This is a genomic window from Sneathiella sp., from assembly GCF_047631475.1.
Lineage (GTDB): Bacteria > Pseudomonadota > Alphaproteobacteria > Sneathiellales > Sneathiellaceae > Sneathiella.
Window position 1 is genome coordinate 138660 of the sequence record NZ_JBLHZT010000003.1, and the last position, 14945, is coordinate 153604.

The 14945-nt window shown below is 49.0% G+C and carries 14 protein-coding genes and 1 pseudogene; 3 read left to right on the forward strand and 12 right to left on the reverse strand.

The window, feature by feature from the left end:
* The first annotated feature begins 2 nt into the window (after nucleotides 1-2).
* Nucleotides 3-1112: a M48 family metallopeptidase gene (locus ACJAYR_RS02285; protein WP_415235097.1), complete on the forward strand. Its 1110-nt coding sequence runs from the start codon at nucleotides 3-5 to the stop codon at nucleotides 1110-1112.
* Here ACJAYR_RS02285 and ACJAYR_RS02290 read toward each other — a convergent pair.
* The 4 genes from ACJAYR_RS02290 to ACJAYR_RS02305 are packed head-to-tail and all read right to left on the reverse strand — an operon-like array spanning nucleotide 1109 to nucleotide 4269.
* Entirely contained in the window at nucleotides 1109-2395 is a 1287-nt protein-coding gene (locus ACJAYR_RS02290) for a DNA polymerase IV (RefSeq protein ID WP_415235098.1), read from the reverse strand. The two genes, ACJAYR_RS02285 and ACJAYR_RS02290, sit on opposite strands and share 4 nt — an antisense overlap.
* Before the next feature lie 19 nt (nucleotides 2396-2414).
* Nucleotides 2415-3317 (reverse strand): ROK family protein, encoded by a 903-nt coding sequence (locus tag ACJAYR_RS02295; RefSeq protein WP_415235099.1) that lies wholly within the window; start codon nucleotides 3315-3317, stop codon nucleotides 2415-2417.
* 6 nt (nucleotides 3318-3323) lie between these two features.
* Nucleotides 3324-3992 (reverse strand): hypothetical protein, encoded by a 669-nt coding sequence (locus tag ACJAYR_RS02300; RefSeq protein WP_415235100.1) that lies wholly within the window; start codon nucleotides 3990-3992, stop codon nucleotides 3324-3326.
* A gap of 4 nt (nucleotides 3993-3996) precedes the next feature.
* On the reverse strand, nucleotides 3997-4269 hold the full coding sequence (locus ACJAYR_RS02305) for a DUF3572 domain-containing protein (RefSeq protein ID WP_415235101.1): 273 nt from the start codon (nucleotides 4267-4269) through the stop codon (nucleotides 3997-3999).
* Between the two features lie 206 nt (nucleotides 4270-4475).
* Here ACJAYR_RS02305 and ACJAYR_RS02310 point away from each other — a divergent pair, with 206 nt between their 5' ends.
* Together ACJAYR_RS02310 and ACJAYR_RS02315 are read left to right on the forward strand one after the other, a co-directional pair.
* Nucleotides 4476-4853 (forward strand): response regulator, encoded by a 378-nt coding sequence (locus ACJAYR_RS02310; protein ID WP_169544818.1) that lies wholly within the window; start codon nucleotides 4476-4478, stop codon nucleotides 4851-4853.
* A gap of 4 nt (nucleotides 4854-4857) precedes the next feature.
* Nucleotides 4858-6225, forward strand: coding sequence for a PleD family two-component system response regulator (locus ACJAYR_RS02315; protein WP_415235102.1), 1368 nt, complete (start codon nucleotides 4858-4860; stop codon nucleotides 6223-6225).
* Between the two features lie 122 nt (nucleotides 6226-6347).
* Here the strand turns inward: ACJAYR_RS02315 and rpmG are convergent, their stop codons facing one another.
* The 8 genes and pseudogenes from rpmG to ACJAYR_RS02355 form a co-directional block, all read right to left on the reverse strand.
* Nucleotides 6348-6515, reverse strand: a complete 168-nt coding sequence (rpmG, locus tag ACJAYR_RS02320) for a 50S ribosomal protein L33 (protein ID WP_169544820.1) — start codon at nucleotides 6513-6515, stop codon at nucleotides 6348-6350.
* 120 nt (nucleotides 6516-6635) lie between these two features.
* Nucleotides 6636-7796, reverse strand: coding sequence for an MFS transporter (locus ACJAYR_RS02325; protein WP_415235103.1), 1161 nt, complete (start codon nucleotides 7794-7796; stop codon nucleotides 6636-6638).
* Nucleotides 7793-8431 carry an NUDIX hydrolase gene (locus ACJAYR_RS02330; RefSeq protein ID WP_415235104.1) on the reverse strand — a complete coding sequence of 213 codons (639 nt, stop codon included), beginning with the start codon at nucleotides 8429-8431 and terminating at the stop codon, nucleotides 7793-7795. The genes ACJAYR_RS02325 and ACJAYR_RS02330 overlap by 4 nt, the downstream gene beginning before the upstream one ends.
* On the reverse strand, nucleotides 8428-9147 hold the full coding sequence (locus ACJAYR_RS02335; RefSeq protein ID WP_415235105.1) for an NUDIX hydrolase: 720 nt from the start codon (nucleotides 9145-9147) through the stop codon (nucleotides 8428-8430). Before ACJAYR_RS02335 ends, ACJAYR_RS02330 begins: the two co-directional genes overlap by 4 nt.
* Nucleotides 9148-9228: 81 nt before the next feature.
* The gene (locus tag ACJAYR_RS02340) at nucleotides 9229-9636 is read right to left on the reverse strand and encodes a DUF983 domain-containing protein (protein WP_415235106.1); all 408 of its coding nucleotides are present in this window, start codon (nucleotides 9634-9636) and stop codon (nucleotides 9229-9231) included.
* A 119-nt stretch (nucleotides 9637-9755) separates the two neighbouring features.
* Nucleotides 9756-12068, reverse strand: coding sequence for a ribonuclease R (gene rnr, locus ACJAYR_RS02345; RefSeq protein ID WP_415235107.1), 2313 nt, complete (start codon nucleotides 12066-12068; stop codon nucleotides 9756-9758).
* 29 nt (nucleotides 12069-12097) lie between these two features.
* Nucleotides 12098-14740 (reverse strand): type I DNA topoisomerase, encoded by a 2643-nt coding sequence (gene topA, locus ACJAYR_RS02350; protein ID WP_415235108.1) that lies wholly within the window; start codon nucleotides 14738-14740, stop codon nucleotides 12098-12100.
* Nucleotides 14741-14808: 68 nt separating this feature from the next.
* Nucleotides 14809-14945: pseudogene (locus ACJAYR_RS02355) on the reverse strand (DNA-protecting protein DprA); the annotation flags it as partial.

Sequence of the window (14945 nt, forward strand, 5' to 3'; positions counted from 1 at the left end):
CAATGCACGCGATCGGGCGATATTTTGATGGGAAGACAGCTCAGGAAACTCGGGTAGTTCTGACAATTGTTGAACCGGATTTGTGTCTTTATGACGAGGCAAAAAACCTTATCGGTCGGTGGCCGCTTGCTGATTTGCGAGATGAAAATGCTCCGTATCGCCCAAACGAATTGACCCTTTCTCATAGTCATGAAAGTGATGAACGGCTGGTTGTTACCGAGCCTGTTTTCATAGAAAGCTTAAAAATCGCATCTCCAAACTTGCGTAAGCGGCGTAAGGGTGCTGCCGGATGGTGGAAGCCTGTTGTTGCATGGACGGCAGCCGTTGTGGTCTGTGCCGGACTTTTCTTTGGGTATGGGTTGCCGGTATTGGCCTACGGAATTGCTAGTCTTGTGCCGTATGATACCCGTTCTAAAATTGGTGAGGGCGTCGAAAATATTGTTATTCAACGCCTGGCAAAAACGACGAAGAATAACGAGACCAATCCTGTTTGTGAGGGAGCCGTCGCGCAGAGTGCAATTGAAGGTCTGGTGCAGGAGTTTGTGACGGCGGCGGACGCAGATATTCCGCCCGTAAAGGTGACTGTTATTTCCAGCAAGGTCCCGAACGCCTTTGCTTTACCGGCGGGGCGGATGGTGATTACGTCTGCCCTGATTGATATGGCAGAGGATCCGAATGCGTTAGCAGGGGTTTTGGCCCATGAATTTGGGCATCTAGTGGAAAAGCACCCGATGAGCCTGTTTGTAACGAATGTAGGCATCGCGGCCTTCTTTTCCATGGCATTGGGCGATGTGTCAGGAGGAACAGTGATTGCGGCCGTTGCGCAATCTGCATCCGGCGCAGCGTATAGCCGCAGTTACGAAGATGATGCTGATGAAACAGCCGTTTACCTGATGAACAGGCTGGATATGGATATTGCACCGGTTCTCCCCCTGTTGAAAAAACTAGGTGAGAAGGTGCCTGAAGCCGGGCTGTTTTCTGTGTTTTCCTCGCACCCTGATATGGATAGTCGTATTCAGGCAATTAAAGAGGCTAAGACAACAGGGACATTGAACGCTTTTTCTGAGCGCGCTTGGGCGGCGATTAAAATTATGTGCAAAGGTAGCGTTTAATCGTCTTTAGGCGGTGGCTTGAACCCCCGGCCTTTTAGGATGATATCTTTTCCGAACTTTGCGCGCACCTTGTCCATTGCGGTTTCAATTTCTTTGATTTTACCTTTGTCCTGATCCAGCAGGTCGGGTGTATCTGCTTCATCCAGTTTTCCAAAGCTGCTAATGCCAACTCCAATCAGCCGAAAGCTTTTCCCCAAGGCTGCATTTTGCAGGAGGGGAAGAGTTTCCTGATAAAGCGTTTCCGCCAGTTGGGTGGGTCGATCTAAAGTATGACTGCGCGTGATGCCCTGAAAATTTCCGGTTTTCAACTTTAGAGTAATCGTTTTTCCCGCTTTTTCTGTTTGTTTCAAACGGGCGGAAACCCGCTCGCACAGGGGCCAAAGTCTATCTGCCAAGACATGGATATCCGATATGTCTGTTCCAAATGTTGTTTCAGCCGAGATGCTTTTGGCTTTCCTTTCCGACTTTACCTTGCGGTCGTCCTGTCCGCGTGAAAACTGATAAAGCCGGCTCCCCATCGTGCCATATTTTTTGATCAGATCATTTTCGTCCCTGTGTTGAAGTTGCCCGATTGTTGTTATGCCTTCTGCGTTCAGCTTTTTATTGAGGGCTTTTCCCACGCCCCAAATATCCCCTACAGGGCGTGGGGCCAAGAAGGTCAAGGCTTCCGCCTGGCCAATAACGGCATATCCGTCCGGCTTATCCAGATCCGAGGCAAGCTTTGCTAGCGATTTATTGTAGCTCAGGCCCACCGATACAGTAATCCCGATGGTTTGTTGTATTTCCCGGGCGAGCCAAGCCATCGACTGTGCTGGAGTTCGTCCATGAAGTTTATCGGTGCCGGACAAATCCAGAAAAGCTTCATCCAATGAAAGCGGTTCAATCATTGGGGTGAGTTCATCAAACAGCTTATGGATTTGTTTGCTCACGGCACTATAGACGTCCATTCTGGGTTTGATTATGACTCCATCCGGACAGATTTTCTTTGCTTTGAACAAAGGCATTGCAGAGCGAACGCCAGAGATGCGTGCGATGTAACAGCAGGTACTAACCACACTTCGAACACCGTCATGCGCAACAATAACCGGTTTATAGGCCAATGACGGGTTATCCCGTTTCTCGACAGCTGCATAAAATGCATCACAATCCATATGGGCAGTGGACAGTTGATTTAACTCTGGATGCGAAATAAGTTTCGGCGACTGGCAATGCGGGCATCTATTCCGGCGGGTATTGTTTGCCACTGCTATTTCTTTCAAGCATTGCCGACATAGAGTTGTCATTTTCGAACCTGTTAAAATATCAGTCGAGCGGCCAAAGCCAAGCCGCACCCCGGACGCCCGAGGAATCCCCATATTTCGCCTTTACCAGCTTTGTTTCAAGTGGGCCAGAGAAACTATAAGCCTGCAAGAGTTCGGGAACGCGGGTGTATAGGTTGTCCATATTGGAAAGACCACCGCCACAGACAATTATGTCAGGATCCAGAACATTAATAATGCCCGCCAATGCTTTTGCCAAACGACGTTCATAGGTTGTTATCGTTCGTATCGCCGCGGCATCCCCAAGCGCGGCCATGGCGGCAATTTCCTTCGCGGTCGGTCCTTTCGCACCAACCGGATCATGGGATTTGCTTAAGCCCGGTCCGGAAAGAAAGGTCTCGATACATCCTTTTTGGCCGCAATAACAGTCTGGGCCGGGGCGTTCATTCTGATTAGCCCAGGGCAGGGGCGTGTGACCCCATTCACCAGCAATGGAGTTAAGGCCGGGAATGATTTCACCGTTCACAACGATACCACCACCGACACCCGTTCCCAGAATGATGCCAAATACAACAGACGCGCCTGCCGCCGCACCATCGGTTGCTTCAGATAACGCAAAACAGTTGGCATCATTTGCAAGTCGGGTGGGGCGGCCAGTCATACGTTCGACATCGCCTTTAAGGTCATGCCCGATAAGCTCCGTCGTGTTCGCGTTTCCCTTGATTAATCCTGTATGCTTGGAAACGGATCCTGGAATACCGATGCCGATTGAACTTTGGCTGTTTGTTTCTTTTTCCGCTTCAGAAACCAACTCAACGATATTGTCTACAATGTCGGAATAATTACCGCGCGGTGTTGTTTTTCGGGTGCGAAAACACTCTTCTCCAGCATCAGAGAGAACAATTATTTCTGTCTTTGTGCCACCTAAATCCACCCCAATTCGCATAAAACGTTACCTGCTATTTTCAATTTTCTGAACGATATGATTGTGGATATCCGGCCAACTGTTGAGCCGGACGTGGCTGTCTTCAGCCTGAGCCAGCATCCGCGAAAGCCGATCATCAGCAACATAATGCAAGCGTTCTACATGTTTAGCATGCTTGAGAACAGAGCTATGATTAGTCGGAATATCATCGATGAAGAAAGATGGGTGTTTGAGGTCGCGGGTCAGATATTCAACCACATGCCCCTTGGCGCCAACATTGGCAATCAATGGAAAATCCATGCCATTTTTAACAAGGCCCTCGCGCCGTTTATCCGCATATTGCGGGGGAATGTTGCTCAGAATAACGATCTGAGCTTGCTGGCTTAGTTTTTCAAGCTGTTCAGCGGCACCGGCGACTGCAGGTATTCTGTGGCAATGGGTGTCAAAAAACTGATCCAGCAAACCGGGGATCGTTTCTTTGGCAACAGGACTTTTGTCCTCATTATAACGGATATTCCCATGAAGGGCGAAAGACGACCAGTCGAAAAACATGTCGTTTTCGCGCAGAAAAATTTCCAAGCCGTGCATGAAATTAAAAAGAACTTCATCGGCATCGGAAATGATCAGTGGGCGATCCGGGTCGACGTCGATGCTCGACAATTGTGGTTTAACGGCCTCATGAATGTTCACGGGCATAATTTTAGTACTCCAATACGGCGCCGGGGAAAAATCGGCGGGCTTTCGCTGGCTGAGCGGGGTCGATGTTCTGCGCCGAACAAAAGTCAATGAGCATCTCTTCATGAGCGAGCACAAAATCCAAAACACCTGCCAGAATTTCAGGAGAGTCAGCGGACTGAATGAAGTCCGAAGGAGATAAACCGGTTTCGTTCATCAACCAGTCTCTTTGTTTCTCCTGCCCAAGAATATAGGCTACTGCCTGAAGGGCCGTAATCTCAGCAAGTTCTTGATTCATCGTAAATTTTAATCTTTCAAAGAGCCAAAGTAACAGAATTTTAAATAAATTTCTGCTATTTGTCTGTTGATAATGTCAATAATCTCCTAAAACGAATGATTTCGGGTTATGGTTAATAATTAGGTAAATGTTTGTCTGAAATACTAGTGTAGAATTAAAAAATAATCTGATCTGTGTCAGGCATCGGCAAAAAGGCGACCAAAAATATGAATGCGGAACTCAAGAAAACAGTTCTAATTGTTGAAGACAATGAATTGAACATGAAGTTGTTTCATGATCTTTTGGAAGCGCATGGATATGCTACTTTGCAAACCAAAGATGGCATGGAGGCTTTGTCATTGGCACGCCAGCACCAACCTGATTTGATCTTGATGGATATTCAGCTTCCAGAAGTATCCGGGTTGGAAGTTACAAAATGGATTAAGGAAGACGAAGACCTAAGATCGATACCGATCATTGCGGTTACTGCTTTTGCCATGAAAGGTGACGAAGAGAAAATTCGTGAAGGAGGCTGTGAAGCCTATATTGCCAAGCCAATTTCCGTCGGAAATTTTATTGAAACCGTTAAAGGCTTTCTGAACTAAGAATATGTCTGCACGCATTTTAGTAGTCGATGACGTTGTCCCGAACGTTAAAATTCTCGAAGCCAAGCTCTCTGTGGAATATTACGATGTAATAACCGCATATAATGGCCTTGATGCGCTGGAACTTGCCAAAGATAAATCACCTGATCTGGTCCTTCTTGACGTGATGATGCCTCAGATGGATGGATTTGAGGTTTGTAAACGTTTGAAGGCCGACCCAACAACGGCACATATCCCTGTCGTCATGGTGACAGCGCTAAGTGAAGCGGCGGACCGGGTGCAGGGATTAGAGGCGGGCGCTGATGATTTCCTGACAAAACCGGTTGACGATGTTGCGCTATTTGCGCGGGTTAAATCTTTGTTGCGCTTGAAAATGATGATGGACGAGTTCCGCCTGCGTGAGGAAACAAGTCAGGATCTGGGCGTTTTGAACAGCGAGGATCACCCTGACGCCGTGCATCGCGGTCGCCTGCTTGCCATCGATGACAACGAGTTTTCCGCTTCCCAGCTTCTAAAGGTATTTAGCGACAATTATGATGTGACAATCGAAGGCAATATGGAAGAAGCGCTGGTTCTGGCGCGTGGCGGTGATTTCGATCTGGCGATTGTCAGTATGAGCGCCGTTAGTTTTGATCCCTTGCGTCTTTGCTCGCGGATCCGTACCTTTGAAGAAACACGGCAATTACCGATCTTGACGCTTGTCGATGACTCTGATGCGGATAAACTTGTTAAGGGTCTTGATCTGGGTGTTAATGATTACGTGATGCGTCCAATTGACAGCAACGAACTAATTGTCAGGACCCGAACGCAGGTATTGCGCAAACAGTACCAGGACCGCCTTCGCCATAATTACCATAGGAGTATGGAGCTGGCTGTTACAGACGGTCTTACGGGGCTATATAACCGCCGTTACATGACCAACCATCTTGATACCCAGCTGCAAAAAGTAAAAACCGAGTTTAAATCAGTTTCTATACTCATCATGGATATCGACTTTTTTAAAGAGGTGAACGATACGCATGGCCACGAGGCAGGGGACGACGTTTTAAAAGCGTTTTCCGGGCGTATTGGTAAAAGTGTGCGGGGGATTGATTTGGCCTGCCGCTTTGGTGGAGAGGAATTTGTTGTGGTGATGCCCGACACGGACCTTGCTGTCGCAAATGGGGTTGCGGAGCGTTTGCGTTGCGAAATCGCCGACTATCCTTTTGAGGTGTCCCGCGGTTCGATTTCGTTGGATATTACGTGCTCTATCGGTGTGACCATGTCGACGCCGGAGGATACCACAGACAGTATTATGAAGCGTGCAGATGATGCACTCTATCAAGCCAAGCGGGACGGTCGTAATCGGGTCGTAACCAATACTGGCGCCTGAGATCGGGCGTCTACCTTCTATTCTTTTCTAAAACAACTCAGGATCGCATAAAAAACCCCGGCAAAAGCCAGGGTTTTGAATAGGATCAGTCGTGTAATACACGCTGTTCTAGAAGAGAAAATTTACTTGATTTTCGCTTCTTTGAATTCCACGTGCTTGCGAACAACTGGGTCATACTTCCGCATCACCATTTTCTCAGTCAGTGTGCGAGGGTTCTTTTTGGTCACATAATAGAAACCTGTACCCGCAGTGCTTACCAGTTTGATCTTTAATGTGGTCGGCTTAGCCATGTCCGAAACTCCGTCTTTCGCCTGCCACATCGCAGGAGAATTAAATATTGAAGCCCGGAAAATACGGATTTAATTCAACAAGTCAAGTGCAACATGAGCATTTTTCCTGTCATTTGTCTTTTATATTGATTTCATGGGTTTCCAATAGACTTGCCATATCGACAATAACACAAACAGAAGGCACACCAGAGCAAAGAAGAGGGGCATACCATGCGGTTCATAGACTTTCATTGCATACCCTCCCACAAGAGGGCCAATAAGACCTCCAGCCCCCCACAGAATGCCTGCGGCGGCATTTGCGGTAATAAGGTCAGCCCCTCTGAAGAGCCGGCCCATGATCACCAGGGCAATTGTATAGGTTCCAACGACCGCACCACCCCAAATCACAAGCATTGGCCACAGGAGATAGGGGATGGCGATAAGGAGCGGCAAAAACAGGGCGCCAAGGATGCCAACGACCCCACAGAAAAGAATCACTTTGTAGTGGCCAATCCGGTCAGCAATCCAGCCTATGGGAAATTGTAACAGGATATTTCCCGCCAATAAGACACTCGACATCAAAACCGCCGTTTTTTCAGGCATGCCGGATAAAACGCCGTAAACCGGCAGGAGTGTTAAAACCGATCCGTCAAAAATGGCAACCAGCAACGCCGCAGCGCAAATCATCGGGGCAAGTTTAAGGAATGAAAAGACGGAAAAATGGCTTTGCCCCGAAAGCTTTGGAAAGGTTCCGTGGGAATATAGAAACATAACACTTGCAGAGGCAATAATTCCGCCTGCTATGAAAAAGGGCCGATTGCCTTCGGTTCCGATAAAATTGATGAGGACCGGACCCAAGGCAAATCCAAGGGTCATGAACGAGACATAGATCGCAACAGTACGCCCCCGCTTGCTGTCTTCTGCCACTTGATTGATCCAGGTTTCACTGATCAGAAACAGCGCTGCCATAGCAATGCCCATGGTCAAACGGAGGAAAAACCAGAAAATCAGATTATCATTCAGTCCAAGGGCGAAAATGGAACCGCTGCACAATATAAGCGCGGCCCAAAGAACTGTGCCTGTCCCAAATTTGTGCGTTAGATGCGGAACTACAGGTGAGAAAAAGAGAAAGGCAAGCGATGGCATTGCCCCCATGACGCCGATCAGGTCACTTCCAATACCGTTTTTATTCATGGTGAGTGAAATCAAAGGGATAGAAAGGCTTAGTGAAACAGCCATTACAGTGACGGACGTAATGATAGCGACGATCGCCCGGTTGCGGTCTCTATTGGCTAGATTCACAGTGTTTCCTGACGAACGACAGATTTTCCTTTGATATAGGTAAATAGAGAAAAATGGGAAATGTTTAAAGATCCGTTTTCTGTTGAACGGATCATTTTTTCCAAGACAAACTCGGTGATGTCAACCACCGGCATGTTGAGCGCGTCATGAAGGCTATACCATCCCAGATCAACCAGTTCGCCCGAGCCGGCCAAATCTCCTTTGGCGTGCTCAGCATCGGCCAGCATGAACCGGCTGTTAAAGCGGATTGGACTTTGTGCAGGTGTGATAGCCCGGGCGAAATAATCGATCCCGGCAAGATCAGCCACCAAAGTGTCGCTATGCATATCGCCAAGTACAAGCCCGGTTTCTTCCCACGTCTCGCGCACAGCGGCACATGCGAGGGCTGTTGCCATGTCTCCTGGATGGGACAGCCGTTGTTTGACATGCGCCTGCAGGGGGCGCTTGACCGGATGCGAAAAATCACTGGCATCGAGCCGGCCTCCGGGAAACACGTAAACATCAGGAAGGAAACGATGGCCTTTGGCGCGTTTGCCCATTAAAACTTCGATGCCGTTGTTACGACTGCGATATAAAACAAGGCTTGCGGAATCTTTTGGAACCGCTGGCTTTCCATGCGCTTTTCGTGTCGTCATTCCGTTGTAAAAACCCGTTGGCCCCGCACCATCTTAAACAGTTTCACCGGTATCTCGGGTTTCCTTCCGGGATGAGTGTCGAGAAACTCTCTGACTTGGGTCAGGATGTATTCTGTGATCAGGGGGATATCAAGTTCAAGGGCTTCATCAATCGTTACCCATTTCATGTCCAGCAGTTCGCCGGTTCCGCCTAAATCTCCCGCGATATTTTCGCCATTATAGACGAAGAAGCGTGTGTTAAATCGTTTCTTGCGCATCGGAGGGGTGACAGCGCGTGCGATATAATCCAGCTCTGACAGGTCTGGCCCGCAGGTCTTGGTTCCAAATTCATTCCAAACCTGAACACGCGATCGACGCGCCCGATCATAGGAAGCTGCGATGCGTAACCCTGTTTCTTCAAACGTTTCACGAATGGCGGCAACCGCGAGGGCGCGGGCGCGGGCCGGACTGCACCCGCCCCGTTCTAGGCGGTGCATGACATCTGGGCGAAGGTCTCGCGCCGGGACAATACGGGAATCATGTGGATCAACCCGTCCACCGGGAAAAACATAAGTGTTTGGCATAAAGCTGTGCCGGCCGCTGCGTTCACCCATCAGAATCTCGGTTCGGTCTGGTTGCTGGCGGTAAATGATAATTGTGGCCGCGTCTTTCGGCCGAGGCGCTTTCGTATTTGAGCTGCGGTTCTCCGCCACGCTTCGATTTTTCTTATCGGTCATTCTCTAAACATCCTTTTTTGAGCTTAAGGATGCCTTTTATCGAGAAAAAAGTCCAGAGTTGCCTCAGGGAATGGCTGGTGATTAGTCTATCTGCTGGGCAGAATATCCGGTTGCCTCTTCATCAAACCCATGCATTTTACGAGCCCATTGAAGACCGATCAAGGCGCCTTTGATATGGGGCAGCAAAACAAGCGATGACAGAATTGCCACCGGAAACCAGATGACCATATGAACCCATGTTTCAGGGCTGTATGTTTTTTCAACGAACAACAGGCCCGACACGATAAAATGAAGCACAATCATCATCGTAAAATATGGGGGAGCATCATCAGCACGTTGATGGAATAACTCCAGACCACAATGGTCACACGTGTGATTAACTTTGATATATCCTTTAAAAATCCGACCTTTTCCGCAATCAGGACAGCGACGCATGAAGCCTTTGCGAAGGGATGCGGCCAAAGATCGTTCCGATGAAGTGTTGCTCATAGTAGTATAATGCTTCCTGTTATTTGCGTAGAGTATAACAGGAAGCCTATGTCTATGGGATCACGAAACCGCCATTGCGACACTCTGCCGCAATTTGCATTGATTTGGGTCAATGCATATCAGGTATTTCTTGCTTTCTTTGCCGCCGCCCGCTTCTTACCCTTTGGCATCGTTTTCTTCTTCTTGGAAAAAGACTTCTTACCGGGGGTTCCGGGCTTTCCAGGAGCTGCATTGCGTTTTCTCCGCCGCGACCCCGCGTCATAGGAAGAGCGACCGGAGCCGTCTTCAATCGAGACAATCATACTGCCGGTTGCAATGTCTACTTCACGAAGTTGTACAGCTAACCGGTCGGACAGTCGATAAGTGACACCTGTCCGCTCGCCAAAAAGAGAATGGTTTTTTTCGTCATATACAAAAAAGTCATGCCCAATGGTCGAGATAGGAGCAAACGCATCGGCACCGGTTTCGTCCAGCGAAAAGAACAAGCCCGCCCGCGTAACACCCGTAATTTTTGCTTGAAAAATTTCATTGACCTTGTTGGCAAGAAAAACGGCCGTGAAACGATCCATGGTTTGACGTTCCGCAACCATTGCACGGCGTTCAAGTCCAGAGATATGAACCCCAATATCGTCGAAATTTTCAGCGTCTTCGTTGGTCAGGCCATCATTGCCCAGCCCAAGGCCGGAGATGAGGCTTCGGTGGACCAATAGGTCTGCATAACGCCGAATTGGTGAGGTGAAATGGGCGTAGTTTTTCAGGTGCAAGCCAAAATGGTGCTTGTTATCCGGGCTATAGACCGCCTGTGATTGAGAGCGCAGGACCAGAGTACTGACCAGCTCTTTGTCCGTCTCGTTCTCGGCTTGCGCCAAAATTCTGTTGAACGTCGCCGTTTGAAGGACTTGCCCTTTGGCAAAGCTAATGTTCATTTCCGACAGGATTTCCTGCAATCCTTCCAGCTTTTCCCGATCAGGCGGTTCATGAACCCGGAACATGCAGGGCCGCCGAAGTTGATTGAGGGTCTCCGCGGCACATACATTTGCCTGAATCATAAACTCTTCAATCATCATATGAGCGGCAAAGCGAACTTTTTTATGGACAGCTTTAATAAACCCATCTTCGTTCAGTTCAATTTTTCGTTCTGGAAGTTCCAGATTAAGGGGTTGGCGTTTATCCCGTGCCTTTTTCAAGGCTTCATAGGCGCCAAATAATGGTTTTATAACCGTCTGGGCAAGCTCTTCTGTGACATGGTCAGGATGCCCTTCATAGGCGTTCTGGGCCTGCCGGTATGTGAGGGACGCACAGGAGTTGATCAGCGCCCGCATAAATTTATGGCGGATCTTGTTGCCGTTTGCATCAAACCACATTTTGACGGCCATGACAGGTCGGTCCACATTGTCATGCAGGGAGCACAAGTCGCTGGACAGTTCGTGGGGAAGCATAGGGACAACCCTGTCAGGGAAATAAACCGAGTTGCCGCGCAAACGGGCTGACTTATCCAATTCTGACCCAGAAGTGACATAATGGGCCACATCCGCGATTGCCACGATGACTTGCCAGCCACCTGAATTTTCAGGACTTTCATCCCGTTGCGCCCAAACTGCGTCATCTCTATCTCGTGCATCTTCGGGGTCGATGGTCAAAATCGGCAAATCGCGTAAATCGGTTCGATCCGCAAGTTCGACAGGTTTTGCAGCTAATGCTTCTTTTTTGACTGTGTCACTGAATTCGTGGGGGATGCCGTGGGCATGGATGGCAATCAGGCTTAGGGATCGGGAATCGCCTAATGGTCCGATACGCTCTGTCACTTTGCCTTCAGGCGTTCCAAAATGACGGCCGGGCAGGATATCCACAAGGACCACTTCTCCCGATTGTGCCCCCATGGAATGCTCTTCCAAAATGATGACTTCTTTTTTATTTTTTCGGTCGGTCGGCTGAACTCGCCCATTTTTGCCGGTGCTGGTATAGACACCAAGCACGGGCCCGCTCGCGGCCGTCAGGTGACGGATGACCGTTGCTTCATACGAGCCATCTGGCTGCTTGGTCAACTTGGCCAGATATCGATCGCCAACGGCAACCGCTTTAACCCCCCGCTTTTTTTGCAGGCCCACGTAAATGGTTGGTGCTGGTGTCTCATCGTCCCATTTTACCGGTTTGCCAATGGGCTCGCCATTTTCGTCAAGGCGTATGATGTCAATCACGGCAACGCTGGGAAGGCTTCCCGCGGCGGCCAATGACTGCCCGCGGCCTTTTTCAAGCGCCCCATCCGTAACCAGCTCTTTAAGGATTTTTTTCAAATATATGCGATCGGCGCCTTTAATATTAAAGGCTTTCGCAATTTCCCGTTTGCCAACCGGGGCGTCACTTTCTTCGATGAAAGTGCGCACCTGATCTTTGGTTGGTAAGTAACTCGGGTTCTTTATGTCTTTGGTCAAATTATCTTTTTCTGCGGTCAGTACCGCTGTTAATCGTCACTCTCTGCTGTTTTCTTTTTCGCAGGAGCTTTTTTCTTTGCCGGGGCTTTCTTCTTGGCAGGCGCTTTTTTAGCCGTAGTTTTCTTTGCTGCGGTTTTCTTCGCTAGCTTGGGCTTTTTTCCGCTTTTTGCGGCACGGTCTACCAGAAGCTTTACAGCCTCTTCCAAAGTAATGGTCATCGGGTCAGATCCTTTAGGGATCGTCGCGTTGATGCCACCATGGGTGACGTAAGGGCCATAACGGCCATCTTTTACATTAATATCAGCTTCGTCGTCCGGGTGTTTCCCGACAACACGCAAGGGAGGGGCCGCCCGACCTGCGCCACCGCGGGTTTTTGCCGCGGCCAGCAGTTCAACCGCCCGGTTCATCCCAACGGTCAGAACTTCCATTCCGCTCGTCAATTTGCCATATTTTTTATCGCATTCCACATAAGGACCGTATCGGCCAAGGCCTGCTGTGATCATTGTTCCTGTTTCTGGATGGGGACCAATTTCCCGTGGCAAGGCCATTAACTGGACAGCCATCTCGAAATCGATGTCTTCCAGTGGAATGTCCTTTGGAATGGAAACGCGTTTCGGCTTTTTCTTTGGTTCAGGTTCGCCCAATTGCAAGTAAGGACCATAAGGTCCTTTGCGCAGGGTGATCATCAATTCTGTCGCGGGATCGATCCCAAGTTCCTTGGGCCCATCATCAACATCCGAGGATCCGTTCTCTGAATTTGCCGCTCCCAATTGTCGGGTGAAACGACATTCAGGATAGTTCGAGCAACCAATAAATGCGCCAAACCGGCCGGTTTTCAGGGAAAGGCGGCCATCTTCACATTTTGTGCAGGCACGCGGATCTTTACCTTCCTCAACTTCAGGAAACACATGAGGACCAAGAACGCGGTTCAATTCCTCGAGAACGTCAGTTACCCGAAGCTCTGCTGTTCCATCAACAGAAAGGCTGAAGTCATTCCAGAAATCACGCAAAACCTGCTTCCAGTCAATCTTGGCATCTGAAATATCATCCAGCCGTTCTTCGAGTTGAGCTGTGAAATCATACTCTACATATCGCGTAAAGAACGAGGATAGAAAGGCTGTTACCAACTGGCCTTTGTCTTCTGGCTTAAACCGTTTTTGATCCAGTACAACATAATCCCGGTCTTGCAGGACAGAGATAATCGAGGCGTAAGTGGACGGCCGGCCAATGCCCAGTTCTTCGAGTTTCTTGACAAGACTGGCCTCTGAATAGCGTGGGGCCGGTTCTGTGAAATGCTGGTCTTCGCGGACGATTTCCGTGGACATGGTTTCCCCTTCGGAAACGGCAGGCAGTCGTTTTCCGCCCTCGTCATCCTTGGTGTCATCCTGTCCTTCTTCGTATAGTTTCAAAAAGCCTGCAAAACGAACTACACTTCCTGTTGCGCGTAGGGTTTGACCTGCACCATCCTGAAAATCAATGGTCGTGCGTTCCATCTGCGCACTTTCCATCTGACTGGCAATTGTCCGTTTCCAGATCAGTTCATACAGTTTCAGATGTTCCTGATCCAGATACCGCGCGGCTTGCGCGGGTGTGCGGGATAAGTCAGTGGGGCGGATTGCTTCGTGCGCTTCCTGAGCATTCTTGGACTTTGTTTTGTAAGCACGCGGCGAGCTTGGAACAAATTCCGGTCCATATTCAGCGGCGATAACGTCCCGGCAGGCGTGGATTGCTTCATTGGCAAGTGTCACGCCGTCTGTTCTCATATAAGTGATCAGGCCGGCTGTTTCTCCGCCCACATCAAACCCTTCATATAATTTCTGTGCAACCATCATGGTGCGCTTGGCACCAAATCCAAGTTTACGCGATGCTTCCTGCTGTAACGTGGATGTCGTAAAGGGGGGGGATGGGTTTCGTTTCGCCGGTTTTTTCGTGACGCTTTGTACATGGAACGTCCCAGCACGTACTTTTTCTGCGGCGGCTTTCGCCGTTGCTTCATCCGGTAAAGAAAACTTATCGAGCTTTTTGTCGTCAAGATACGTGAGGCGGGCTGTGATTTTGGATTTCTTGTCGTTCAGAAAATCCGCATCAATCGTCCAGTATTCTTCGGCCTTGAAGGCCTCAATTTCCAATTCACGCTCACAAATCAGCCGCAGAGCAACCGACTGAACCCGTCCCGCAGACTTAGCGCCGGGCAGTTTTCGCCACAAAACAGGTGATAAGGTAAAGCCAACCAGATAATCGAGTGCCCGACGAGCCTGTTGGGCATTCACCAGATTCATGTCCAGTTCGCGTGGATTTGCGATCCCGTCCAAGACGGCTTTTTTCGTAATCTCGTTAAAGACGACACGGCTTACTTTAGCGTCTTTTAATTTCTTTTTTTCTTCCATCACCTTCATGACATGCCAGGCGATCGCTTCTCCTTCGCGATCCGGGTCAGTGGCGAGGTACAGATTTTCAGCGCCCTTAAGAGCATCTGCTATTGCTTTGATATGCTTGGCAGATTTTGCATCATTTTGATAATCCATTGCAAAATCTTCATCCGGTTTAACTGACCCGTCTTTAGACGGCAGATCGCGGATGTGACCGTAGGATGCCAGGACAGTATAGTCCGAGCCGAGATATTTATTTATTGTCTTTGCTTTCGCAGGAGACTCAACGACCACTACATTCATAGAAATACCACAGACCTTCTTTTTTTAACGGCTCAGTACAAGAGTGCAATTTGCCATATATAGAGAGACTAACTCGCGAAGGAAACCCTGTTTCCAAAATGGCGTTCTATTCTGCCTGCTAGTTCAAGTTCAAGCAAAATCGTCAAAACCACGCCGGGAGGGAATTCTGTAAGCCTTACAAGTTCATCAATATCGATGGGGGTAG